This window comes from Aureimonas altamirensis (genome assembly GCF_001463885.1).
Lineage (GTDB): Bacteria > Pseudomonadota > Alphaproteobacteria > Rhizobiales > Rhizobiaceae > Aureimonas > Aureimonas altamirensis.
On sequence record NZ_BBWQ01000021.1, the window covers coordinates 14,065 to 37,966 of the forward strand.

At 62.2% G+C, this 23,902-nt stretch carries 24 protein-coding genes and 1 tRNA gene; 6 read left to right on the forward strand and 19 right to left on the reverse strand.

Translation table 11 applies throughout. From position 1 onward, the window contains the following. Window positions 1-17: 17 nt before the first annotated feature. The 4 genes from AUL31_RS16110 to AUL31_RS16125 form a co-directional block, all read right to left on the reverse strand. Complete coding sequence (locus tag AUL31_RS16110) at window positions 18-209, reverse strand: Trm112 family protein (RefSeq protein ID WP_060609096.1); 192 nt, start codon at window positions 207-209, stop codon at window positions 18-20. After that, a complete protein-coding gene (locus AUL31_RS16115) occupies window positions 206-844 on the reverse strand; it encodes an LON peptidase substrate-binding domain-containing protein (protein WP_060609277.1) in 639 nt (212 codons plus the stop codon). The genes AUL31_RS16110 and AUL31_RS16115 overlap by 4 nt, the downstream gene beginning before the upstream one ends. A gap of 107 nt (window positions 845-951) precedes the next feature. Then, the gene (trxA, locus tag AUL31_RS16120; protein ID WP_060609099.1) at window positions 952-1,926 is read right to left on the reverse strand and encodes a thioredoxin; all 975 of its coding nucleotides are present in this window, start codon (window positions 1,924-1,926) and stop codon (window positions 952-954) included. Next, the gene (locus AUL31_RS16125) at window positions 1,923-2,498 is read right to left on the reverse strand and encodes a prolyl-tRNA synthetase associated domain-containing protein (RefSeq protein ID WP_073469390.1); all 576 of its coding nucleotides are present in this window, start codon (window positions 2,496-2,498) and stop codon (window positions 1,923-1,925) included. Before AUL31_RS16125 ends, trxA begins: the two co-directional genes overlap by 4 nt. Window positions 2,499-2,699: 201 nt before the next feature. On the opposite strand from AUL31_RS16125, the gene AUL31_RS16130 reads away from it, so the two are divergent. After that, window positions 2,700-2,774 (forward strand) — tRNA-Gly (locus AUL31_RS16130). Between the two features lie 407 nt (window positions 2,775-3,181). Here AUL31_RS16130 and AUL31_RS16135 read toward each other — a convergent pair. From AUL31_RS16135 to AUL31_RS20725, 6 genes are all read right to left on the reverse strand, one after another. Further along, on the reverse strand, window positions 3,182-3,895 hold the full coding sequence (locus AUL31_RS16135) for a hypothetical protein (RefSeq protein ID WP_244489438.1): 714 nt from the start codon (window positions 3,893-3,895) through the stop codon (window positions 3,182-3,184). A 28-nt stretch (window positions 3,896-3,923) separates the two neighbouring features. Next, window positions 3,924-5,552: an RNA-directed DNA polymerase gene (locus AUL31_RS16140; RefSeq protein ID WP_060609282.1), complete on the reverse strand. Its 1,629-nt coding sequence runs from the start codon at window positions 5,550-5,552 to the stop codon at window positions 3,924-3,926. Window positions 5,553-5,677: 125 nt separating this feature from the next. Beyond that, window positions 5,678-7,636 carry a DUF3732 domain-containing protein gene (locus tag AUL31_RS16145; protein ID WP_060609104.1) on the reverse strand — a complete coding sequence of 653 codons (1,959 nt, stop codon included), beginning with the start codon at window positions 7,634-7,636 and terminating at the stop codon, window positions 5,678-5,680. After that, the gene (locus tag AUL31_RS16150) at window positions 7,633-8,118 is read right to left on the reverse strand and encodes a three component ABC system middle component (RefSeq protein ID WP_060609107.1); all 486 of its coding nucleotides are present in this window, start codon (window positions 8,116-8,118) and stop codon (window positions 7,633-7,635) included. Before AUL31_RS16150 ends, AUL31_RS16145 begins: the two co-directional genes overlap by 4 nt. Further along, entirely contained in the window at window positions 8,115-9,068 is a 954-nt protein-coding gene (locus AUL31_RS16155; RefSeq protein ID WP_244489440.1) for an ABC-three component system protein, read from the reverse strand. Before AUL31_RS16155 ends, AUL31_RS16150 begins: the two co-directional genes overlap by 4 nt. 83 nt (window positions 9,069-9,151) lie before the next feature. Then, window positions 9,152-9,334 carry a hypothetical protein gene (locus AUL31_RS20725; RefSeq protein ID WP_244489441.1) on the reverse strand — a complete coding sequence of 61 codons (183 nt, stop codon included), beginning with the start codon at window positions 9,332-9,334 and terminating at the stop codon, window positions 9,152-9,154. 474 nt (window positions 9,335-9,808) lie between these two features. Here AUL31_RS20725 and AUL31_RS20820 point away from each other — a divergent pair, with 474 nt between their 5' ends. Both AUL31_RS20820 and AUL31_RS16160 read left to right on the forward strand, forming a co-directional pair. Further along, entirely contained in the window at window positions 9,809-9,937 is a 129-nt protein-coding gene (locus AUL31_RS20820) for a hypothetical protein (protein ID WP_280137917.1), read from the forward strand. Window positions 9,938-10,259: 322 nt separating this feature from the next. Next, window positions 10,260-11,510, forward strand: coding sequence for a hypothetical protein (locus AUL31_RS16160; protein WP_060609110.1), 1,251 nt, complete (start codon window positions 10,260-10,262; stop codon window positions 11,508-11,510). 10 nt (window positions 11,511-11,520) lie between these two features. On the opposite strand, the gene AUL31_RS16165 is transcribed toward AUL31_RS16160, so the two are convergent. The 3 genes from AUL31_RS16165 to AUL31_RS16175 form a co-directional block, all read right to left on the reverse strand. Then, window positions 11,521-12,066 (reverse strand): ImmA/IrrE family metallo-endopeptidase, encoded by a 546-nt coding sequence (locus tag AUL31_RS16165; RefSeq protein ID WP_060609113.1) that lies wholly within the window; start codon window positions 12,064-12,066, stop codon window positions 11,521-11,523. Continuing rightward, on the reverse strand, window positions 12,066-12,419 hold the full coding sequence (locus tag AUL31_RS16170) for a hypothetical protein (protein WP_143190274.1): 354 nt from the start codon (window positions 12,417-12,419) through the stop codon (window positions 12,066-12,068). Before AUL31_RS16170 ends, AUL31_RS16165 begins: the two co-directional genes overlap by 1 nt. Window positions 12,420-13,149: 730 nt before the next feature. After that, window positions 13,150-14,160, reverse strand: coding sequence for a nucleotidyltransferase family protein (locus tag AUL31_RS16175; protein ID WP_200801689.1), 1,011 nt, complete (start codon window positions 14,158-14,160; stop codon window positions 13,150-13,152). A 167-nt stretch (window positions 14,161-14,327) separates the two neighbouring features. Between AUL31_RS16175 and AUL31_RS16180 the strand changes: the two genes are divergently transcribed. Continuing rightward, window positions 14,328-15,284 (forward strand): alpha/beta hydrolase, encoded by a 957-nt coding sequence (locus AUL31_RS16180; RefSeq protein WP_244489442.1) that lies wholly within the window; start codon window positions 14,328-14,330, stop codon window positions 15,282-15,284. A gap of 20 nt (window positions 15,285-15,304) precedes the next feature. Here the strand turns inward: AUL31_RS16180 and AUL31_RS16185 are convergent, their stop codons facing one another. Continuing rightward, complete coding sequence (locus AUL31_RS16185; RefSeq protein WP_244489443.1) at window positions 15,305-16,219, reverse strand: NmrA/HSCARG family protein; 915 nt, start codon at window positions 16,217-16,219, stop codon at window positions 15,305-15,307. Window positions 16,220-16,300: 81 nt separating this feature from the next. On the opposite strand from AUL31_RS16185, the gene AUL31_RS16190 reads away from it, so the two are divergent. After that, window positions 16,301-16,696, forward strand: a complete 396-nt coding sequence (locus tag AUL31_RS16190) for a winged helix-turn-helix transcriptional regulator (protein WP_060609123.1) — start codon at window positions 16,301-16,303, stop codon at window positions 16,694-16,696. Window positions 16,697-16,700: 4 nt separating this feature from the next. Here AUL31_RS16190 and AUL31_RS16195 read toward each other — a convergent pair whose 3' ends face one another. After that, a complete protein-coding gene (locus AUL31_RS16195; protein WP_060609126.1) occupies window positions 16,701-17,483 on the reverse strand; it encodes an MBL fold metallo-hydrolase in 783 nt (260 codons plus the stop codon). Window positions 17,484-17,562: 79 nt separating this feature from the next. Then, complete coding sequence (locus tag AUL31_RS16200) at window positions 17,563-18,498, reverse strand: AraC family transcriptional regulator (RefSeq protein ID WP_060609129.1); 936 nt, start codon at window positions 18,496-18,498, stop codon at window positions 17,563-17,565. Between the two features lie 353 nt (window positions 18,499-18,851). Here AUL31_RS16200 and AUL31_RS16205 point away from each other — a divergent pair, with 353 nt between their 5' ends. Beyond that, window positions 18,852-19,868, forward strand: coding sequence for an aldo/keto reductase (locus tag AUL31_RS16205; RefSeq protein ID WP_060609132.1), 1,017 nt, complete (start codon window positions 18,852-18,854; stop codon window positions 19,866-19,868). Window positions 19,869-19,896: 28 nt separating this feature from the next. On the opposite strand, the gene AUL31_RS16210 is transcribed toward AUL31_RS16205, so the two are convergent. From AUL31_RS16210 to AUL31_RS16220, 3 genes are read right to left on the reverse strand one after another with little or no spacing between them, the layout of a single operon-like run. Next, window positions 19,897-22,098: a xanthine dehydrogenase family protein molybdopterin-binding subunit gene (locus AUL31_RS16210; RefSeq protein ID WP_060609135.1), complete on the reverse strand. Its 2,202-nt coding sequence runs from the start codon at window positions 22,096-22,098 to the stop codon at window positions 19,897-19,899. Then, window positions 22,095-23,114 carry an FAD binding domain-containing protein gene (locus AUL31_RS16215; protein ID WP_060609138.1) on the reverse strand — a complete coding sequence of 340 codons (1,020 nt, stop codon included), beginning with the start codon at window positions 23,112-23,114 and terminating at the stop codon, window positions 22,095-22,097. Before AUL31_RS16215 ends, AUL31_RS16210 begins: the two co-directional genes overlap by 4 nt. Window positions 23,115-23,116: 2 nt before the next feature. Then, on the reverse strand, window positions 23,117-23,734 hold the full coding sequence (locus tag AUL31_RS16220) for a (2Fe-2S)-binding protein (RefSeq protein WP_060609141.1): 618 nt from the start codon (window positions 23,732-23,734) through the stop codon (window positions 23,117-23,119). Window positions 23,735-23,902 lie beyond the last annotated feature (168 nt).

A 23,902-nucleotide genomic window follows, 5' to 3' on the forward strand; every position in this document is an offset into this window, starting at 1 on the left:
CGGCGCGCCATGATGCATCAGCGATCCAGGATGCGGGCTTCGGACGGCAGCATGATGGGGATGCCGTCCCGAATGGGATAGGCGAGCCCAGCTTTGCGGGAGACAAGCTCGTTGCGCTCGCCGTCGTAGATCAACTGCCCCTTCGTCAATGGACAGACGAGCAGCTCCAGAAGCTTGGGATCGGGGCGCATCGCGGCGTCGTCGTTCATTGGAGGATGCCCCCGCCATCTTCGCCGCCGCCACGCGCCAGTGCGATTTCCGTGATGGCGATCAGCGTCTCAGCGCGCGTCCGAAGATCGGGCGCCTCCAGCAGCGCCTGTTTTTCGGCGGGTCCGTAGGGCGACATCATGGACAGCGCGTTGACGAGGGTTTCGTTGGAGGCCCGAGTGACGCTTTCCCAATCCGCCTCGAGCTGGTTGGCTTCCAGATAATCGCGGAACGATTTCAGCAGCCCGTCGCGGTTCACCTCGTCGGCCCCGGCGCTGAGATCGAGATCGGCCACGAAAATCGACACATCGCAGACGCGGTAGGGCTTGGGGGTCCGCTTCTCATGCACGATCCTGAAGCGGCAGATGCCCTGCAGGGTGATGAGATAGCGCCCGTCGCCCGTCTCCGTCAAAGAAGTGAGGCGCCCGAGACATCCGATGGCCGACAGCTCCGAATCGCCATTCGGGTTGCGGCTGCCGTCGAGCCGGGGCTGGATCATGCCGATCACGCGGTCGGCGGCCATCACGTCGTCGATCATGGCAAGGTAACGCGGCTCGAAAATGTTCAGCGGCATCTGGCCGCCGGGAAGCAGCAATGCTCCTTCCAGCGGAAACACGGGGACCGTTTCCGGCACCATGTCGCCGTTCGTGTAGTTCACGTTGCCTGCCTGTCCCAAGCCCTTGCCTTTCGCTTTCCCTGCAGTGAGGCCGCCGGACCACGGATATGGCGCGGGCGGCCCGCCGCTCAAGAGAACAGGAGCGACGATAGCCGGCGGCGCGCATCGCGTGTCGCCGGATCCTTGCCGCCCCATACATCGAAGAATTCGAGCAGCTTGCGACGCGCGCCATCATCGTCGAAGGCGCGGTCGCGCTTGATGATATCCAGCAGCAGCGTTGCCGCGGTCTGACGGTCGCCCTTGGCATTGGCGATCAGCGCGAGGTCGAAACGCGCCTGATGATCGTTCGGATCGGCGTCCAGCCGCGCCTGCAGCGCCGCATCATCGCCGAGCTGCGCGATCTCGTCGGCCAGTTTCAGCCGCGTCCGCACCGTTGCGAAGGCAGGATCGTCCAGCGCCTCCGGGGGAAGCTGGTCGAGGATGGCGCGGGCATGCTCGATATCGTCCGCGGCAAGGTAGCATTCGGCCAGGCCGGCAGCCGCCTTGAGGTTATCGGGGTCGTGCTGCAGCACCGCACCGAAAAGCTGGGCGGCGGCCGAAGCATCGCCGGAGGCCAGAAGCTCGCCGGCTTTGGCGAGCGCATCGGCAACGGGGTCCTGCGGCTCGCCGCCGAGCTTGTCGATGAAGGCTTTGATCTCCCCTTCCGGCAGGGCGCCCATGAAGCCGTCGACCGGCTGCCCGTTGACGAAGGCGAAGACGGCGGGAATCGACTGGATGCCGAGCTGGCCGGCAATGGAGGGATGCTCGTCGATATTCATCTTCACCAGCTTGACCCGCCCGCCGGCGGCTTTGACCGCGCGCTCCAGGATCGGCGTCAGCTGCTTGCAGGGCCCGCACCAGGGCGCCCAGAAATCCACCAGGACGGGCTGGTTGCGCGATTCGCGCACGACATCGGCCGCGAAGGACGCCGTGGTCGTGTCCTTGATCAGGTCGCCGCCTGTGGCGCCTGCCGCGGAGCTGCCGGCCGAAAGCGAGGGCGATGCTGCCGGCGTCGTCGTCTGCGCGCCATAGCCGAAGGACGTCTCGTACGGATTGTTGCTCATGGGTTGGACCCTTCCTCGCTGTCGCCTGTATCGTCCGCGGTGAGATCGACGATCAGGGGATCGTGGCCCGTCGCGGCAAAGAAGCGCATCAAATCGCCTCGGGAAATGCTGGTCGTTCCGGTATTCGTCAAGGGATGTGCGTTGATGATTTCATGATCTTGCAGGGCGGCATCGACCACCAGCCGCACTTCGCCGCCGGTGTCGTTCATCACGCCGAAAGCGGTGACTGCGCCCGGATAGACGCCGAGCAACCGTTCCATCCGCGCCGCATCGGCAAAGGACAGACGGCCCTGCCCGCCGATTCGCTGATGCAGGCTTTTCAGTGCAACCTCGGTTTCCTGCAGCGCGACGACCAGGAAGATGCGCCCCTTCTTGTCCTTCAGGAAGAGGTTCTTGGTGTGCGCTCCGGGGATGGAGCCGGTGACGCCGCTGCTGGCCTCGACGGTGAAGACTGCCGGATGCCAGGTCGTGCGCGTTTGGATGCCCAGCGAATCGAGGTAGCTGAACAGCGCAGCGGCACGGTTCCGCTCAGCCGCTTCATCCGAGGGATTCGGGGTGTGCGCGTCGTCCACCTTGGCTTCCTTTCGCGGCAGGACCAGTCGTCGCCATGACTTAGAACCTTTGCCACCGCTCCGAAAGGGCCGCAGCGGCCGGGGATGCGGAAAGCCTTCCGGCCTTTCGCGCAACGCCCGAAATTTCCCTGTTGCAATCGCATGAAGCTTCGGCCATATAGCGCCCATCCGAGGCGCCGCTGGCGCCGCACGGAGGAGCGGGCGGGTGTAGCTCAGGGGTAGAGCACAACCTTGCCAAGGTTGGGGTCGAGGGTTCGAATCCCTTCGCCCGCTCCAGTTTTTCCCTATGTGACCGATGATCAGAAACCTGACGGCGAAAGGGTTTTCGGGCTATATGCGCGGTGAAGTCGCGCAAATTCTCGAATATTATTCTGCCGCTCAGACGCACGCGGTTGCCGCGCGGTCACACGCGTGGTGGCGGTAGGCGTTTTGAAGTCGCGGCGTCGAAGGAGTGTGAGCCGTAGCTGCAACGATGCCTTGAAGGTCGCTATCGGGCCGAAAGCCGTCTGACCGCTCCCAATCGCCAAAAGGTATAAAGCAGTCGAAACGCGGAAGACCCACATCCAGCCAACTGAGATGGAACGAGCGCTCCCGGAAACCGGCCGATCGTTCCGGCGCGACTATCAGGCTCGTATAGGCCGCGAGCCCTCCATAGTCGATTATAGGTTTGAGCTTGCAACGCTTTATCGCCGATCGAGATCTTGGCCGACTGCAGATCGCAACAGTTCTACGAGTTCAACGCGGTTTGAAGACGCGGACGCTGACCGAAGCAGATTGTTGTAATTTACCAAAAGCGCCGCATTGCGGCGTGGGTTCAGCAGGAGCACGTCTGACCAGACCTGACCGTTATCCTCCATGGTCCGGGCGTACTGCAGCAGCCAATACATGAGCACCTGCCGAAAATCTGCCGCGCCAAAGTTTCGCCCGGTATGTTTAACCTCAATGAGGGTAGAACCGAGAGAGAAGTCACCATTGCCGGAAGCTACCCATCCGAGACCAGGTATCAGGGGCGCGCGTTCAAGAATCGCTGAAGGCCTCTGAGCCCGCACGCTGTCCAGCATTGCAACCAAATTTCGTGCGGCATGGTCGGCGAGCGAGATGTCTGTTAGCTCAAGCTTCTCCGGAATCCGAGCGTCGAAATGGCGACACTGTCGTAGTGACGCAACCTTTAGGCATTCGTCCCACGACGCCGCGAAGCCGCCGCGCAGTTCGCTCTCTGCTCGGGCCATCGAGATTTCGAAAAGCATCGCCTTCTGCAGGCTACTCGCTTGAATCGCTTCGACCGGAATTGCTTGGATGTTGGGGAAGGCGAACATATCGCTATTCAAGGCATTGACGAGTCCGCCGGTTAGGCGTGGAAATAGGATGTCGAGAACACCAGGAATGTCACGCGCCACTGTCCTCGGGTCGCGCGCCGGGAGGCGACTAGTCGGCATTGTGCACCCAATCCTCGTAGAATGATGCGAACTCGCCCTTGGTGATGGTCTCGATCCCAAGTCGCCAGACCTGTGATAGGGTGCCGCGCAACTGCTTTCGCGATTTCTCGCCTTCGTCTCCGAATGCGCCTGCCGCTAGCCAAAGCATACGCTGCTCGTCGGCGCCGAGATTCTGCCACTGGTTGCGAAGTCGCGTAAAGCTGGGCCGGTCGCGCCAATGCCGCCAGCAGTCGATGCAGGCCCGACGGACCGATGTGGATTTCGTTGCATCATAGGTCCGACGGACAAAAGCGCCGCGGTTATTAGTGCGAACGAACCGGATCGCTCGGAGATAATGAAGCAAGTTGGCTTCAGGAACGAGAAGATGAGGAGTAGCACCAGGAATATGATCGAGTAAGTTATCGATAGCGTCAAAGATCGACGCGAACTCGCCGTTAGCTCGAACTGAATAGACGCCACGCATGATCTTCGACCATGATGCACGAAAGGAATCAAGATTGGTCGGGTCAAGGAGAGTAGCGCAGAGCTGGACCGCCACTCCGGGTTCTTGGAATTTGAGGGCGCGTCCAATCTGGGCGAGCACGAAGGCGTCCGGCTGTGATTTCTCCTGCTCGAGGTCGAGAAGAAAAGATATGTCGATCTTCTTAAAGGATTGTTTAAGTTTCTCGTACTCCGCTGTAGCGCTGTCTGAGTAGGGGTCGAAATGGAGGTCCAGTTCCCTCAGTGCGAGACTTGCATCCTCGCCATCCCCCAATTGTGCCAAGATGAAGTCGCGATAATGTTTCGCGCTTAGAATTGTTGTTTTACTTCGGTTGAGAGAAAGACCATAATCGGCGAGCGTATGCGACAAATTCGAGAGCGCTTTGTAGGCCTCCTGGCGGGAAGGACATATCAAAGTATAGTCATCGACATAGCGATGCCAGACGAGGCCGCCATCGGTTAGCGATTGATCGATCGGTGTCATCATCACCTCGGCCAATATCCGCGCGCACTGACCGCCGACCGGCAGACCGAAGGAACGGCCGGCTGCGAGTTGACTCAGGATGCGATCAATTTGCGTTGCCACAGTCGACGCCGGCGCCAGATCTTTGACGACGTTTTCCAATCGATGGTGATAAATGTGCTCGTAGAAGCTCGAAATATCGGTCTGGATGACGACGGAGCCCTCTTGATCCAAACCGAGCTCGTCTAGAGTTGCAAGCTTGTAGGTACGCCATGAGCTGCTGCGATCGAAAAAGCCCGGACCTTCGGACGCAAGCCGATAGGAGTGAGCCCGACAGCTTCGTTGGCTTTCATTCGCTTCGGCAATCGCCAGACCAAGTCCGTTGAGATAGAGATTCCAAAACGGATGAATTTTCGTCGTGATGCGGAAACCGTGTGGCCCAGAGGGCACTAGCAGGCGTTCCGATGCTATCGCTAGCCCGTTCATAAAGTTAACGGCCTTCCCGACCTTGCCAGTCTCGATGCTCTGGAACAGGTCGAAGCAAAGCGTCGCGAGATTTTCGGCCTTCTCCTTCACAAACCCGGCATCCAGATCGTAGGGCAGAGTGTCGTTATCACCGCTGTGACCGATTTCGAGCGCAGCCCGCACGAAATGATTTATGTCGATCTTGATCATTTCGGAATTACTTTTCGCATGGCCCCTCGAAAGGACAACTTCCTTATGCTCCATCCTGCAGAGTGCGAATCACGTATCCAGGCTGAAGTGATTGGGAGAGGAAACTCTTTTCAGAGTGACAGTACTCATTGGTCGTCCCGTGTCGGCCAATCTAGTGGTATCAGCGCGCGTCCGGACGCTCGGGTCCAACGCTCCCGCGTCGCCGCCACGTAGCGCAGGTCGTCCGCGAAATAGGAATGCTCAATCAGGACCACCTGTAGGCCTTTGCGGCGCGCAGTCTCGGCGAAAAGGAAGTCGATATGCCGACGCATCGCCTGCACGTCTTCGTCCTCCGCACCGCCGGAAATTTCCGCCTCATCCTCATCCTCGCCACTCTGCGGGAAGTAGGGTCGGCTGATCTGGTCGAGGACGAGCAGACCCGGCACTGGCGCGGCCACGGCTTCGAAATAATGTTGGAGAGCGAACGACAGAGCTATGTGGATCGCCAGGTAGTTCTGGTCGGAGCCGACGTCAGGTAAGCGCAGTACAGCGCCGCTGTCCGCCTCAATCACCGTGACCTCTGGCTGTCGGGATGAGAAGTCGAGCTCCGACCCTATGCAGGGCGCTACCGTCGGCAAAGCGTCGAAAGCCTCTGAAGCGAACTGTGAGATCTTGGCCTCAGCTCGACGCAGCTTGACCTCCTTAGCCTCTCGATCGACGCGCGCCTCGAGCTCGGCGATTTCGGAGTTTAGCACGCCAAGGTCCCGCATCGTTTGGCGGGGCTCATCGACGCTGGCCTCTAGGAAAAAGGAGATTCTACCAAGGAGATGCGCCCGGAGCTGCCCAAGGTCGGCGAGCCTGCGAGTCTCGTCGCTCTGACGTAGCCAGGTTTGGATCTGGTCATCGATGCGGCGAAGCTCCGCGTTCAAGCCGCCGATCTGCCCCTCAAGGACTCGATCGTGCTCAACCAAGCGGGGCTTAACCCGCTCGACGGCTACGCTCTCGGCTCTCACCTTGGTGAGGATTTCTAAAAGGTCGGCCACCATCTCGCGGCCGCGTTCGGAGGGCGCCTCGCACACAGGACAAATTGCGGAGCCCTCCTCTAGGTTCAGGTGCTCCGTGAGCGCTAGTTTGTCTCGCTGTCGCCCGACCGCACTCTGAAAGCCGGTCGCTTCGCTAAGCGCGGTCCGGGTCGCTTGTGACTGACGGCGTCGCGCGCCGAGTTCGGTTAGGATCTCCCTTCGCCGCCGATTGAGCGCTCCGAGCTCGCCCTCGTTCGGGTAGGCGCTGGCCTGCAGCCCCGTCTCGGAGACGGCCTTCAGGTCGACTAGCAACGCGGCCTCTGTCGATCCGGTGGAGGGAGGCGCCGCCAGACCAAGACGGCGCGCCTCTTCCAGGAGGCTCGCCGCCCGCTCCTTGAGCTGGGTCTCGGCGGCGGCTCGGGAACGCGCTTTCGCTTCCTCTTTCTCAAGCACGCGCTGCAGCTGTCGCAGCTTACGTTCATCGCTTGCGCTAGCCTCGTCTGTAGCGCGCAGAAAGTACGGCATGGCGGCGACGATGTCCCTCGCCTTGTCCACCTTCTCCAAACCGTGAAGGAGCGTCGACTCGCTGTAAATTACTTCCTTGGTGACGAACATATAAGGCGTGACTTGCCGCACGGTGGCCCGTCCCCGCGCGACGGCCGCGCCCGGTTCGCCGCCGAGATCTCCAATTCCGAACGCTCGCTCAATGAACGCCTTGGCCGCGTCCAGGGTCGTTGTGCCGTCGAAGGCGTCGACGGTCGCGGGCAGCACGAGATTCCGACCGGATGTCGCGAACATGTGCGTGCTAGTCGCCTGTCCGACCGGCGGGATGATCCGCCCGACGATCATCTCGGTGTCGCCGGACACCCATTTCACACCGACCGCGACGCTGCGACGGCGTACATGGGCCGGGAGCTCGCATTTGCTGGACCCTAGGCAGTAGTCAATTGCCTTGATGAGCGTTGACTTGCCTGTGCCAGACGCCCCCGTAATGATATTGAGGGCATCCGGCTTGAACTCGATGTCGCGCCGCTGACCGGACACGCTCATGAAGAAGATCGTCTCGATGTTCCAGCGCGTCATACGGTCAGTCCCATGGTGTCGAACACCGACCGGGTCGAGCCCGCAGCGGCGAACCAGTGCCCAAGCCGCCCGGCTCGCTTGATTGCTTGTCCCGGTTCTTCTCCGATCGCGCTAATCGCACTCGGTTTGAGTTTTTGATCGCCCAATTTCAAGCGAGCGCCATCCCCGATCGCGATCAAGCGCGTGAAGCAGCCGAAGCGGATCGCGTCACTCACGATGTCGAGCGAGGCGTTGACGCGCTCGGAGAGCCCGAGCTGCACCTGCGGACTGCGCTCTAGCCACTCCAGCAGGCCGGTCTTCTTGTTGGACTTCTCGAAAGCGGTAGCGAGCTCGCCCGAAAGCGCCACGGGGAGGGCGAGATACGCGAGCGGCGTCACCGGCCCATCCGGACGCTCCGACATGTAGGCCTTCGTGAACGCCACAAGCGCCGCAGCGCAAAAGGCCGGGTTGGTCTCAGCGTAGAGGTCATGAGCATCCCTCACTCGCCCGCCCCGAGCATCGTCCGGTAATTTGGGTGCCAGCCGACCTTAAGGTTAATCGCGAGGACCTGGTAGCTTCCGCGAACGTAGTAGGGCGCGCCCCACCCCACCGCGATCGGCTGCACGGTCTTCGGCGCCTCGTTATGCGTCCAGCGCAGCAGGTCGAGCCCAAATGCGCGTTTTCCATCAGTGTCGAGTTCAACACACGCCTCGACCATCTCATCGTGGCGGTCCAACCAGTGCTCGTGGAGCACATGGTCGTAGGCGGTGATCTTCGCTTTCATCGCTGGGTTGCCCGCGGTCCAGCGCCCCCGCTGCTCGCGCGCCTTCCACTCCTCCCGGATCGCGCGCTTCAGGTCGAATGATTTGCCCTTCACTAGCTCAATCTGGCGGGCAAGCATTCCATCAGGCTGGTAGTCGTCGGGCGGACCGAGCGTCTCGAACTCGGGCACGAGCTTGTCCTGCTCCAAATCGGCGACGATCGCCATGATCTGGCTCTGCAGTTCGGTCCGCGTGATAACCCGGTCGCGCTCGTCGCAAAGCGAGTAGACGACCTGCCGGTCCCACCATTCAACCAGCCGCTTCGCCACCACTGCTCGGTACTCAGGAAGGACGATTTGGAAGTGCCCGGCGATCTCCGCCTCGATCTCGGCGACGGTCGGACTGTCCGGCTGAATCACCGTGCGGCGAAGGAGGTTGAGACGATCTGTCTCGGGCAGCGCCAGAAAAGCCCCGCACCCGTCGACCCGGTCCCCGTAGGGCAGCGGCTTTTTTCCCGCCTTCGCCGCAGCGCGGCGCTCTTCAAGCACGCGTTCCGCCTCGTCGGTCATCGCGGCGACCAAGTCGGCGCGATCGGCCTCGTCGTCGGTCAGCGCCATAAGCGGGCTGTCGGCGGGGATGGGACCGACCACAACGAGGTGCAGCTTCGTCTCCGCCAAGGTCAGCGCCGGCAAGGCGTCAATCCAAACCTTCATCGTGCGCCACAAGGGCCGCGACTTGAGCGTAATTGCGGGCGGCTTCGCGCTAATCGAATGCTTCAACTGAAAGAGCAAGGTTTGCCCATCGGCCTTAGTTCAATGTCGTCTAGCCGCTCGACACCTACCGCTGCATCGTCCGTGGTAAGCAGGACGAGCGTCCGCAGCGCGTAGAAGGACTGATACAGGAAGCCAAGCGCCGATCCTTCAGCGGTGTGCGTTCTGTTTGGCAGGTTCTCGTTCATGTTGTTATAACACCGGTCCTAGGGCGACCGAACCCTGGTGGGCATGCCCTTAGGTTGCCAGCAAACACCCGTGGCAGATTTAGGCAAGACTAGATAACGTGATTTCCCGTCCTTTTCCCAGAGAATAAGTCCTTGCGTTGCTAAAGTGACGTTAGGCCGACTCGATTCGGCTCAATTGAAACGTTGAAGTTTGCCTTAAGCTGATTTCCTGAACTACCATTCGGTCGTCACTGCACCGCGTTCGAGCCGACGATTCCGATCTGTGAACTAGGTTTCGCAACTGGCGCAATTACGACCGCCAGCGTAACCGCTTGGAAGGTCTGCCTCCCAAGGAGCTCTGAAGCAATCTCCATGATCGACTGGGCAGTTAGTTGCCCTCGACCTCGTTAACGAGCTTAACGGGGTCGATCGGGATCACGCGGCAAATGCGGTTTGGGCCTTCGCTGCTTTATCACCGCGGCAGGAGGCGAGGCAGTGACCGTGGCAGCCACCAACACCGAATCGAAGACGTCGATCGTCGCAACTTCCGTGCTCCGTTCGACCACGCCAGCCGTGCGCTTCTTTCTAGGCGCGATCAAAATAGTCGCCTCGTCGAAGTTCTGAGAGGCAGGGAGAGGCTTGAGGGCGACAGTCCGAGAGACTTGCGCGTCCAGCACCCGGAACCTGGGTAGGGAATATCCGCTTCCGACAAATGGTGGCGAGGTCGGTACCTGAAATGTCAAATCGCGGCGCGATCTTGCTCAGCGGTTCGGCGCAAACGAGCACGTAGAGCTCTTCACGCGTGATTTGCATGTCGGTTTTGGTTCCTCCTTACGTTTACGAGCCACTTGCGTCGCCTGCCGACGATCGCCCAGACTGAGCTTAAGCCCTGATTCCCGTCTCACGGAAAGCGGAGGTTGTGTCGTTCAATTGGGTATGCCTAAAGATGCCGCTTCTATCGTTCTGGGGCTCGAATCCAGAGGCCGTCGGCCAATTGAGCGTCGAGCAGATCGTGTCCAGTGCTGGAGACGGCGTTCTAAAAGACGGCTCGGCCTGTTCCTTGGAGTTGCGGGAGTACCTTGGACAAATTCCGACAGCCAAAATCGCCACCTATATCGAGCACTGCCTGGAGACGTCCTTCGCTAAGAGTGGTCTGGTGCTTCAGGATCTTATCAACGAACTCGGTCGACGGTTGGAATACCGGGTCGAGAATGGGCGATATCAGGGCGCCGTAAACTCGGTTGGCTACGATGGCCTTTGGTCGTCTCCCGAACGGCATACGCTCATCACCGAGGTGAAAACGACCGACGCTTTTCGATTGTCGCTCGGTACGTTGGCTGGGTACCGCACAAAGCTCCTGGCAAGCGGTCAGATCGACGAGAGTTCGTCAATCCTCATCGTTGTCGGGAGACAGGACACCGGCGAACTCGAAGCGCAGATTAGAGGGTCGCGGCATGCATGGGATGTTCGCCTTATCAGCGCCGAAGCCCTCATCAAGCTCGTGCTGCTCAAAGAGGAATCCGAAGCCTACGAGACGGGCTTGAAAATACGCAGCTTGTTCATGCCTGTCGAGTACACCCGCCTCGATCGCATGGTGGACGTGATGTTCACCACGGTACGGGACGTCGAGGAACCGACTACTGAGATCGCCCCGGAGACCGAGAACTATATTCCGGAAGCCGGCACAAATCCCGAGCGCTCGGAGAGCAAGGACAATTGGGAATTCACGGATCGAGAGCTCCTCCAAGCCAAGCGAGATACCGTCATCACAGCGCTCGGCCAGCGCGAAGGCGCTTCGCTGGTGCGCAAAAGTCGCGCTTTATATTGGAACGCAGCACACAGTATTCGCGCCGCCTGCGCCATGTCCAAGCGTTACACCGGGCGCAATCAGGCTCCGTACTGGTACGCCTTCCATCCGCAGTGGGACGAATTTCTCGAAAAGGTCGAACGTGCCTACTTCGTCTTGGGGTGCATGGACTTGGATTGTGCTTTTGCGATTCCGCATGCGGAACTGAAGACGCTGCTTCCCTCTCTCCATACAACGAAGCGCGAGAACGGTACGCATTACTGGCATATTCATTTGATAGGAGAGGGTGATGACCTCACTATGGTGGTGCCGAAGCGGGAGGGCAACCTCGACCTCTCGCCGTTTCGCGTATCTCTCAACCGTCTCGTTCGAAGCAGCGAACGGACTTAGCAATTGCTGATCACGCAACGCGTCGATGGGCGCCGAGAACGTTTAAACGCATCCGAACGACATCAAGGCTCGCTCCATAAATTTCCGAAGCTTGCTCGTTGGTCATCGTTGCGGCGATATGGAGCGCGGCTTCCTCAGAGATCAGTAAGGCAGGACCCAGCCAACCCGCCTCTTCCTCCAGCATTCTGTCGTAAATCCTCTGACCATGCGCGTTCAGCATTGCGTGGGCAGGGTGCTGTAAGAGCGCGTGGGCGATCTCATGTGCGAGGTTTGATGCCTGCCTTTTCCGATTGTGCGTGTCGTTGTGGATAATGAAGCGGTGACCGCAGTCCACGCCTGTAACGGCCGAAAACTCCTTCCGGCCTTTAGGCGTGCCAAGATACGCCACGGCTTCCGACGCATGCTGGCCGAATTCGCTTAAAGCTTGAACCGGAATGCCTAGATGTTCGCAGAGAGCCCATGGACATATGGGGTCAATAGGCTGCAGCTCCAGTTCTCGGCGCATTTCCCGGGACCACCAGTTCGCTTCGCTCTTGAACCCTCTACGCAACGCCATCAATCGACTTGCAGTTTCCTCAACTGCGCGTAAGCAGTCTTCATGATGGCTTCCAAAGCTGTCGCTCCTTCTCGGCTCAAATTCGGATCAGCCCGGAAAAGCGCTGTCATCTCTGCCAGAGGCTCAGTTCGCTCCTTCCGGTCGGCCATAAAGTTGTCCGCCTTCAAGCCTGACCAGGTGCACAAGGCTGAAAAGCTGTCCACATCCGGCTTTCGACCTTGCGACATACGGGTCAAAGTGGAGGCAGGCACGCCGGCCTGCTCGGCCACCTTCTTCCACGTCAGATTTCGGGCCGAACGGACACTGTCGAGAGATGCGAAGAACCGCTCTCCGTCAAATTTGACGATACCCATCAGTTGCGCTCTTGCAATCGAATTGCTCCCCGGCAATATGAAGCTGTGATTGCGATATAGCAATCGATTCGCGCCAACGCAATCGGCGCTCAACATAGGAGTCTAGAATATGGCCAAGGGTAAAGGTGGAGGCGGCAGTTATCGCAGTGCCATCAGTGGGCGATACGTGACCAGTGCGCACGGCCAGCGTAGCCCCAACACGACGGTACGCGAAGCGCCCGGAAAATCTGGATCAACCGGCGGGAGTTACCGTAGCGCGATCAGCGGGCGCTTCGTGACCACGGCTCATGGGCAGCGCAGTCCGCATACCACCGTTCGTGAGAAGTGAGGGGGACGTTCCAGCGTCCGCTCATTTCCTCGTCTCTCGCGGCGGTCTGGTATAGGTCGGACCGCCGCCCCCTTTTTTCAGGGTGGGCGGTTGATACGGCCATTGGGTTACGGCGGTTACCTCACGGTTGCACTCACACACCTCAATATGAGTTCGCACCACTTGATCGGCGTTCGCTACAGTTCAAACGACCCTATGTCATAAAGTCCGTAGCGACGGGCACTGAAGCTCATTTAGATGAACCTCGCTGAATTACCGTAACGCGGCAATTTTTGCTTGCCAAGGTTGGGGTCGAGGGTTCGAATCCTCTCGCTCCGACCATCCAAGCACTGTACAGCCCGAAGACATCGATACGACCGTGCATCAGCTTGATCGTGCTGATCAACGCCACGACGTTCGCCACTAGATACCGTCGAGGATTTTTCTCGTTTCATGCATACGACTCAGTGACTTCGTTATGTGTTCGCGCCAGCGAGGGCCGACGTCCATTGCGGTGACATAGGCTCGGCGCAGGTCGTCGGGCCGGTCTTGCGCCAATGCCTCGATCAGGAACGCGGCCTGCTCGCGGTCCTTCGACGCTTTCAGGCTACCCGCACCATCGCGCCGGCGATCAGCGATAATCAGCTTGTGGATCGCGTATCTCTCGGGGCGTGGCACCTGCACCAGAACGCCGGATCTATAGATGGATGCTGCGTGGATCGGTTCGGCAATCAGGAAGTTGAGGTAGTTCAGTGCCTGCGCACTGACACCCAAGGCAGGCAGATCGCGTATCGTTTCCTCGCCGAATGCCGGCGTCAGGAACTCCACTAGTTGGCCGCTGCCGCCCTGTGTCCAGCGCCACGTGCGACTTCGATCAACCCCCGGAAGGGGGTCGAATTTCAGCGCGGAGAACGTTGCTGCCAGGGTCGGGTCGACCTGATCCTCCAGAGCGACGCTGAGTTTTTCAAATTGGGCGATGTCGATGTCGCCGGTGTTTGCCATCCCGCCCAGGGGCAGGCGCATGCCAAGCTCACCTTCGTACAAGCGGAATGCATTCGTGCCGACAATGGTGCCGCCCAGCCGAAACGTCCCCGCATCCGCCATGGCCGACAGGATGGAACCCGTCGCCCGGTCGGTCGGTGTCATGCCCTCCGCCCGCAGCAGGCGCACCAGCCGCGATCGCTCGGATTGCCGCTCTCTCGCTGTCGCACGCAGCGCCTCGATCCGGTCGACCCGCGCACGGGTTTCGTCGCCATCTTCACCGATGTAGAAGAAGCGCATCGCCGATCCGACGCGGCGCGCAGCATACCAATAAGCCTTTTCGCCGCGCTGCTTCAGGCTTGGCTTTCCCTCGACGCCCGACACCGCATCGTCCTTTAGAAGCCGCACCAGATCGGTATAGGCGCTCATCGCGATGCTGCTGAGTGGGATCATGACTATCATTTCCAGATTTTGCTAGGCACAGTATGCCTATCAAAAATCTAAATTGCTAGGCAGGGCTCGTCCTGAACGGCAGTAATGGTCGCAATAATGATCTTATTTCGATGCATGCAGGTGCTTCCGCACACCGTAAGCCAAATAGCAGGAAGGTCGGGGCATCCATGCTTCTCTATGCTTCAATGCTGGCGCTGGCAGCAGCCTCGATGCCGTCGGAGGACATCTCCATCAACGGGCCCGAGGGCGATCTTCGAGGAACATGGATCAAGGCCGCCGACGCGAGCGCGCCGGTCGTCCTGATCATCCCCGGCTCTGGCCCTACGGATCGGGATGGCAACAGCCCACTCGGAATTAATGCGGGCACCTACCGTCTTCTGACCGAGGGTTTGGGGCAGAGGGGCATCTCGACCGTCCGCGTCGACAAGCGCGGCATCGGGGCAAGCGCCGGTGCCGTCAGCGACGCCAATGCCGTCACGATCGACGACTATGTCAGCGACACCCGGGCCTGGGTGGACGACATCCGACGCAGGAGCGAAACGAAATGCGTCTGGCTGCTCGGACATAGCGAAGGAGGGCTCGTCGCCCTTGCGACCGCGCAGGAAAGCCCGGATATCTGCGGGCTTATCCTCGTTGCGACGGCAGGCCGCCCCATGGGTGACGTGGTGAAGGCGCAGCTTCGCGCCCAGCCTGCCAATGCGCCGCTTTTGCCTGAGGCCGATGCCGCAATCGATGCACTGGCTGCGGGCAAGCGCGTCGATGCAGACGCCGTGCCGCCCGCGCTGGCGCCGCTGTTTGCGCCAGCCATCCAGGGCTTCCTTATCAGCGCGTTTGCGCTGGACCCCGCAGACCTTGCGGGACGGGTGGAGAAGCCGATCCTGATCGTGCAGGGCGACAGGGACATCCAGGTCGGCGTTCCGGATGCGGAGGCCCTGAAGGCGGCGGCGCCAGCGGCCGAACTCGCCGTGATCCCCGATGTCAATCACGTGCTGAAGGCAGTCTCGTCCGATGACACTGCCGCAAACATCGCCACCTATGCCGATCCGGCGCTGCCCCTTGCACCGCGCGTCATCGAGACGATCGAGGATTTCCTCAAGCGGCAGCCCGCCGCCGATCCGCTCTGATCTCGGGCGTCGCCTCGCAATCAGCGCAGAGCGACGTCGGCGCCCTCCTTTTCCAGCGCCACTGTCAGCAACCCCGCCCCCGGACCTGCAAGCCAGGTGTCGAATGTTTGTAGACCGGGCATAAGCTCTTGAAGTGCGGCAATGTCGGCGTGCGACGCCATGCGTCCGGAGTCGAACAGCCTTGCCAGGCCGGCAAGAAACGCATTGCCGGCAAGCACCTCGTCAGGGAACCGCTGGTATTCGATCGCCCGCCCCGTCGCCTTGCTCAGCTTTGCGGCGAGCTCCGGCCCGGTGACCGTGTCGCCGGCGATCTCGAAAGCCTGCCCGGCGAAGCGACCGGGCTGGGCGAACACCGCCGCGACAGTACGGCCGATATCGCCGACGGCGATGAACTGCGTTGGCTGGTCCTCACGCGTGAAGAAGGTCAGCTGCCCCCGATCCAGCCCGAGTCCCGGCAGCATCACCAACTCCATGAAGGTGCTCGGCCGCACGATCGTAGTTGGCATATCCAGCTTTGCCACATGCGTCTCGATCGCGAGCTTGCTGTCGAAATGCCCCATGCCTGTCTGATCGCTCCCGGCCACGGCAACCGAACTGTAGACGAAATGCTGCACGCCTGCGCGCACGGCGAGGTCCGCGATCCGTGTGCCGAACGCGACCTCGTCGGCGTCGCTCACGCCATAGACGCCCTGCCCGGAACTCGGCTGCACGCTGAACACGCCGTAGACACCCGCCAATGCCGTCTCGATCGACGCCGGATCGCCCATGTCGCCTTGGACAAGCGTGCAACCCTCGGCCTCCAGACCCTGCGCGGCTGCGCTTTCGGGGTTGCGAACGAAGGCTCTGACCGTCCAGCCTTCCTTCCGCAGCGACCGCGCCACGGCGCCGCCCTGCTGCCCTGTAGCGCCGAAAACCAGCACGGTGCGATCTGACATCATAATCCATATCTCCTTCTTGCCCGGTACTGGTATGCAATCTATACCGTTCGTCAATCAGGCAATCGGATGCGACCAGGTATGGCCGAACAGACCACGGACAGAGCCGTTACCAGCCGCGTAGTGCTGGATCAGATCGCCGACAAATGGTCGATCCTCGTGCTGGGCGCTCTTTGCCCTGCACCGTTGCGCTTCAACGCGCTGAAGCGCTCGCTGGATGGCATCACGCAGGCTGCGCTGACGCAAACCCTCCGCCGGCTCGAACGCAACGGGATCGTGGAACGCACCGTCGTCAGCGCCTCTCCCATTGCGGTCCAGTATGCCATCAGCCCGCTGGGACGGAGCCTGGAGCCGCTGTTTCAGGCGATCGACGACTGGACGAGAAAGAGCCTTTGGCAGGTCGAGGCGGCACGCCGGCGCTTCGATGGTCTTGCCCCGGTGGGTGCCGACGACGGTGATCGTTCACGCGGCGAATAAGGCGTCAGCGGCCGATCTCCGGTGCGACGACGACCGTCCGGGACCGGCCGTCCCCGGCCAGCCTGACGAAACCATCGCGCGAGCGTCTGCTGTCGTACTGATAGATGTAGGCATAGTCCGGCTCGAAGGCGGCGACGGCTTGCGCGGCGGACTCGGGGCTTAGCGCATAGGGAGGATAGAGCGGCAGGAACGCCAGATAGATATCCTGGAGCGCGAGCATCTCGGGAACCGCTTCCGTCGATCCGGCGACGTAGAGCCGGCGACCGTCGAGGGTGACGACATATCCGTTGCCCCGCCCGGGTGGATGCCAGAGCATGGCCTGGCCGCCAAGACCATGCGACGCAATCGCCTCGACCTCGATCGATCCAAGAACCGCTTTCTGCCCGTTCGCCAGCGAGACGGCACGTGCCTTCAGCGGTTCAGGCAGGCGGTCCATCACGAAGGGCGGAACGACGATGCGCGTGTCCGGCCCCATAAGCGCATCCAGCGTATCAGCATCGTAGTGTTCCCGATGCTCGTGGGAGATCAGCACGATATGGGGCGCCGGATGAGCGGCATATCGCGCGGCACCTCCTGTCGGATCGGTGTAGAGGACCCCGCTCGGAGCCTCGACGACGACACTCATCTGCTGCACTGGCGTGACCGCCATCCGGCCTGCATGGGTATCGAACTCCGTTGTGGCAGGGGCCGCTGTCTGCGCGCCGGTTTCGGCATTGCCTGCAAAAGCGGCTCCCAGCAGCACCAGGCCGAAGGCGGCAAGGGCGGAACGTGACTTGAATTTGGCCATGGTGCTCCTGCTCCGGACCGCGCGGGATTGCGCCGCTGACGGCGCGCGCTCCGGCCGATCTTCAGAGGTCGAATGCCGCTTATGAGAAGAGGCGCGGGTTGTTGCAGGCGACAGGCGTAGCGGGCGCAAGCGCTCGATTGCTGCCATGACGCAGCATTGCGGCATCGTCGCTGGGTGTGAGATCGAACAGCCGGCGGTAGTCGCGGTTGAATTGCGACAGGCTTTCATAGCCGACATCGTAAGCGACCGACGAAATGGTGTCGGCGCTGGACAGACCGCGCCGCGCCTCCTGCAGGCGGACGCGCTTCTGGAACTGAACCGGAGACAAGGACGTCACAGCCTTGAAATGACGGTGAAAGCTCGGAACGCTCATATTCGCCTTTGCCGCCAGATCCGGGATGCTCATGGGCTCGGCATAATGCTCGCGGATCCAGGCGGTGGTCCGGCCGATCCGCGCAGCGTGGCCGTTGGCGAAGGCGAGCTGGCTGAGCAGGGGCCCGTGTTCGGTATGCAGCAGGCGCCAGACGATCTCGCGACGGATCAGCGGCGCCATGATTGGAATGTCGCGTGGCCGCTCGAGAAGCGAAAGCAGCCGGATTATCGGGTCGAAGAGCTCCGGGTCGAGCCTGTACTTGCCGGCGATCAGAGTGTCGTCGGCTCTCGGACGCGGGCCCGACTGCTCGCGCAGGAGTTCGGCGACCACCGTCGGATCGATCTCCAGATGGATGGCAAGGTATGGCGCCGCCGCGCTTGCCTCGGTGACCTGCGACGTCACGGGAACATCGGCGGCACAGACCAGGGATTCACCCGCCGCATAGCGAAAGGCCGTTTCTCCGACCATCAACTCCTTCACGCCCCTGGCGACCAGTCCGAAGGAAGGCTGGTAGATCGAATGGCCCACTTCGGACGGCATATCCGTTCGGCCGACCTTCAACCCCTCGATCGGCGTCAGATAGTCGTAGCGCGCATGCCGCTCGATGGCGTCGCGGAGATCCGAAAACGATGGGAGAGCCATAGGGCTTGCCTCTTCGAAGTTGTGCCCGGTCTCCAAAGGCCAGGAAGCGATCGGGACAGTAGCCCGCCGGTGAGACCGTATATCTCCAATTCAGCCCAATCCTCGATCCAGGCACTATGCACATCCTATCAGTACCGCGCCTGATTGCGTCAAACCGCATTCCCGCAAGACCATGCATCGGCCTCTGATCGGCGGGTGCCGATCCCTGATCGGATCCGCATAGCTTGCGCCTTCAAGATTAAGCTAGCTCGGGGAAACCGGAGCCTGGCCAATGGGAGCGATCCAGTCGCGCCGAATGCCAAGCCTTGCCCGGACGGTCTCGGGATCCTGCCTCATCTTCGAAAGGAATAGCCATGCGCATGCGAAAGCTCGGCAACAGCGGATTGTTCGTCTCGGAACTGAGTTTCGGCGCCATGACCTTCGGTGGCACCGATGGGCTCTGGGGCCAGGTCGGCCGACTGGGTCAGGAGGACGCCGATCTTCTGGTGAAGGCCGCATTCGATGCGGGCATCAACCTCTTCGACACCGCGAATGTCTATGCCAATGGACGGAGCGAGGAGATCCTTGGCCGAAGCCTCAGGAATCTCGGTATCCCTCGCGACGACATAGTGGTTGCGACGAAGGTCGCATCGGCGATGGGCGAAGGGCCCAACCGGCGCGGCGCATCCCGTGGCCATATCCTGGCGGAGGCCCGCGCCAGCCTTGGACGTCTCGGCCTCGACCACATCGACCTGTATCAGATCCACGCCTTCGACCCTGCGACACCGATCGAGGAGACGTTGGAGGCGCTCGACGTGCTCGTGCGCGCCGGTGACGTCCGCTATGTCGGCCTGTCGAACTGGGCGGCATGGCAGATCATGAAGGCGATCGGCATCGCGCGCGCCCGAAATCTTGCGCCGATCACCTCATTGCAGGCCTACTACACGCTGGTTGGCCGCGATCTGGAACGTGAGATCGCGCCGCTTCTCGTTTCGGAAGGCGTCGGCCTGATGGTCTGGAGCCCCCTGGCCGGCGGCTACCTCACCGGAAAATACGCCAAAGGCAATGCAGGCGACGGTGCACGTCAGACGGAACTCGACTTTCCGCCGATCGATCGGACCCGTGGCGAACCGCTGATCGAGGTGTTGAACACGGTTGCGGCCAGGCATGGCCGTTCCGCGGCGCAGGTCGCGATCGCGTGGCTGCTTCGGCAGCCGGTCGTCTCCACGGTGATCATCGGCGCCAAGCGTCTGGATCAACTGCGCAACAACGTGCAGGCCGTCGATGTCCACCTTGACGACGACGACATGGCCCGTCTTGACGCGGTGAGCCGCCTGCCGATCGAGTATCCCGGATGGTTGCTGAACGCGTCCGATAAAGCCGGGCGGTAATGCCGGCGGTCGTCGACAAGATATGCAGCTACTGCAGATGCTCGATCCGGATCGGCAGATCGCGCAGGCGCCGGCCCGTGGCATGGAAGATCGCGTTCGATATGGCGGCGGCCATTCCCACCACGCCGACTTCGCCCACCCCCTTGACGCCTGCGCGGTTCACCAACTCGTCTTCTTCCGGAACCAGGATGGCCTGAACGTCGACGATGTCGGCGTTCACCGGCACGAGATAATCCGCAAGGTTGGCGTTGATGTAGCTCGCGTTTCGCGGGTCGATCTCGCTGTGCTCATGCAGGGCCGAGCCGATGCCCCAGATCATCCCGCCGACAAGCTGACCATGGGCCGTCCGGGGGTTGATGATGCGCCCGGCGGCAAAGGCGCCGACTGCCCGCGCAACGCGGATTTCGCTGGTCAGCGCATGGACGCGCACTTCGACAAACTGCGCGCCGAAGGCAAACTGGACGCGGTCGGCAAGATGCGCGCCGCCGCTCGGAAGTGCCCTGCCCCGATAGAGGCCGTGCATGCTTTCCGGCGGGTTTCCATGCGCCAGCGTCTCTGCGAACTCTTCGATCACGCCAATGCCGGACGCCTCCATGGCCGGCATGACGCCGGAGCGCGGGGCGTTCTCGACACCAAGTCGCCGGCGGATGGCGTCGCAGGCTGCCATGATCGCGGGTGCGACGCTGGCGGTGGAAGCCGACCCGCCGGCCACCACCGCCGGGGGCAGGTCCGTATCGCCGAGCGAAACGGTCACATGAGCGACCGGAACACCCAGTTCTTCCGCGGCAACCTGTGCCATCATCGTGTACATGCCCTGGCCGAGCTCGTGTCCCGCGCTCGACACGTGCACCCGGCCGTCCGCAGACAACCGGACGCGGGCCGACGAGTTGCCGGCATGAGCCGGATAGAAAGCGCTGGCGCACCCCCATCCGACGCGCCAGTCGCCGTCGCGCATCGAACCCGGCTGCGATGTCCGGTCAGACCAGCCGAACCTTGCGGCCGCCTCGTCGAAGCATCGCATCAGCGAGCGGCTGGTATAGGGCAGGCCGGCGATCGGCTCGACGCGGGTATCGTTCAAGCGGCGCAGTTCCACCGGGTTCAGCCCAAGCTCGTGCGCCAGCTCGTCCAGCGCCGATTCCAGCGCGAAGGCGTAGGGCATCTCGCCGGGCGCGCGCATGAAGCCCGGCGTCGAGCGGTCTGCCGCCACGGCGTTGACGCGGCCGACGATGTTCGGGCAGGCATAAAGCCGGGCCGTCATCGATACCGCGCCCATCGCGACCTGATCGGCGCGCGACGTCAGTTCCCATCCTTCGTGTCGCATCGCCGTCAGGCGGCCGTCCCGCTCGGCCCCCAGCTGGATATGATGGCGGGTCTCGGCCCTGTAACCCGAGACGGTGAAACCCTGTGCGCGCGTTGCGACAAGCTTGACCGGGCGCCCGAGACGGCGGGCAGCAACGGCGACAAGGGCCGTGCGCTGCGTGAGAAACCCTTTGGCGCCGAAGGCTCCGCCGACATAGGTGCTGATGACGCGGATGCGTTCGGCGTCGATGCCGAGTTGCTCGGCGAGGCCGAACTTGACGTTGTTCACGTACTGGCTCGGCTCGTAGACCGTCAGCCTGTCACCCTCCCAGATGCACTGCGTGGCGAACAGCTCCATCGGATTCTGGTGCTGGGCCGGCGTCGAGTAACGCGCATCCACGGTAACGGCGGCCGAAGCATAGGCCGCTTCGAAATCGCCGACACCGAACGCCATCGGCTCCAGCGCCTGCACCACCGACCGCTCGGCATCGATGTCGGCTGCGGCCGGAACGGCATGCCCGGCATAGTCGATCACGATCCGTTGCGAGGCTTCGCGCGCCGCCTCATAGGTTTCGGCCAGAACGACCGCGACGGGCTGCCCCCAATAGGCGATTTCCGGTGAGCCGAGGGGACGAACCGAGTCGGAGGCATAGCCGCCGCCGAAGATCGCCGGCACCTGCCGGATCGAGTCCCCGACCGTCTCATGCGTCAGGATGTCGATGACGCCCGCAACCCCGCGCGCGGATGCAAGGTCGAAGGCCCTGATGGTCCCCCGTGCGACGCGGCTCGTATGGATATAGGCATGTACGGTCCGCGCCAACCGGACGTCGCTCGGATAGTCCGCACCACCCGTCACCTTGGCACGCGCTTCGTAACGCTGTACCGGCTGCCCCATATTGGCGCGCGGCCGGGGAAACGATGTCTCGGTCATGGGCGGACCTCCATGGAAGCGGCTTCAAGCAATGCCCGTTGGAGCGCGGACCGGCCGAGCGTGATCTTGAAGGCGTTGTGGGACTGCGGAACGGCGTCGGCAAAGGCGGCGGTCGCAGCGGCCAGCGCGGTGCCCGGCGTAATCGTTCGGCCTTCCAGCGCTGCCTCTGCCTCGCGCGCACGCCAGGGGACGCTGGCAAGCCCACCGAGCGCGATGCGGGCCTCGCGGACGACCTCGCCGTCGAGATCCAGCGCAACGGCGACGGACGCGACCGCAAACTCGTAGGACTGCCGGTCGCGGATCTTCAGATACAGAGACCGTCGCGTCCAGGCGGCAGCCGGCACGATGAACTCTGCGATGATGTCGCCCGGCGCAAGGTTCGTTTCCCGATGCGGGGTGGTAGCGGGCAGTCGATGCAGCTCCGCAAACGGGATCACGCGGCTGCCCGAGGGACCGATGATTGTAACGGAGGCATCCAGCGCCAGCAGGGCCTGCGCAAAGTCGCCGGGATAGGTCGCGATGCAGTGCCGGCTCGTGCCGAGCAGCGCATGCATCCGGTTCGCCCCGCCCACTGCCGCGCACCCGCTGCCGGGCGCGCGCTTGTTGCAGGCGCTCCAGGACGGATCGCGGAAATAGGCGCAACGCGTCCGCTGCAGGACATTACCGCCGAGGCTGGCCATGTTGCGCAGTTGCGCGCTGGCGGCAAGCGCGAGGCTCTGCGCGATCACCGGATAATTCTCGGCCACGGCCGGGTCGGCGGCCGCGCGTGCCATCTTCGCGAATGCGCCGAGGCGCAGTGCGGAACCGTCCTGCCGGATGGCGCCGAACTCGTCGGCCAGGGCGCCAAGGTCGATGACCGTCTCGGGCCGCAGGACATCGAGCTTCATGAGGTCGATAAGCGTCGTGCCGCCGACAAGGAAGGCGGCGGAGGGGGAAGGTTCGGCAGCCACGGAGCGTCTCGCCTCCAGCAGCGCTTCGGCCATGGACGACGGACGGGAATAGGCAAAGGGCCGCATCGTCAGCCCCCCATCGCATCGCGCGCCTGCGCGACGGCGGCGACGATGTTGGGATAGGCGGCGCAGCGGCAGATATTGCCACTCATATATTCGCGGATTTCGGCGGCCGAACCGGCATGGCCTTCCTTGACGCAACCGATCGCCGACAGAATCTGGCCGGGTGTGCAATAACCGCACTGGAAGGCGTCGTTGTCGACGAAGGCCTGCTGCATGGGATGCAGTTCGCCGTTTGGCCCGGCCAGTCCCTCGATCGTTGTAATCTCGCGGGCTCCCGCGGATACTGCGAGCGTCAGGCAGGCAAGCTCGCGTCGCCCGTCGATCAGCACCGTGCAGGCTCCGCATTGCCCATGGTCGCAGCCCTTCTTGGCTCCGGTCAGCGCGATATGCTCGCGCAGCGTATCGAGGAGGCTGGTGCGCACGTCGATGGAGACGCGATGGGTCTGTCCATTGACCTGCAACTCGACCGGGATGGGCGCGTGGACATCGGCGGGGACGGCGTCCGTTGCCTGCGCGGCCGCCGCGCGCGGCAGAAGGGGCGCCGCGCCCGTCAGGGCCGACCCGAGCAGGAACCCGCGCCGGCTCGTTGCGGACCCCACTGCATCACCGGATTTGTCACTCATGATGGATCTGGTCCCCGTTGCGTTGGACGCGCGACCAAGAGCTGGCTCGGGCGGCTCGATCACCGCGGCGTACGGCACCGTCTCAACGAAGCATGCGCCGCTCCAACGGCACTATGCAGATCCAATCAGAATCCGGCCCCATTCTCTCGCCGTAGCGCCAGAGCGGTG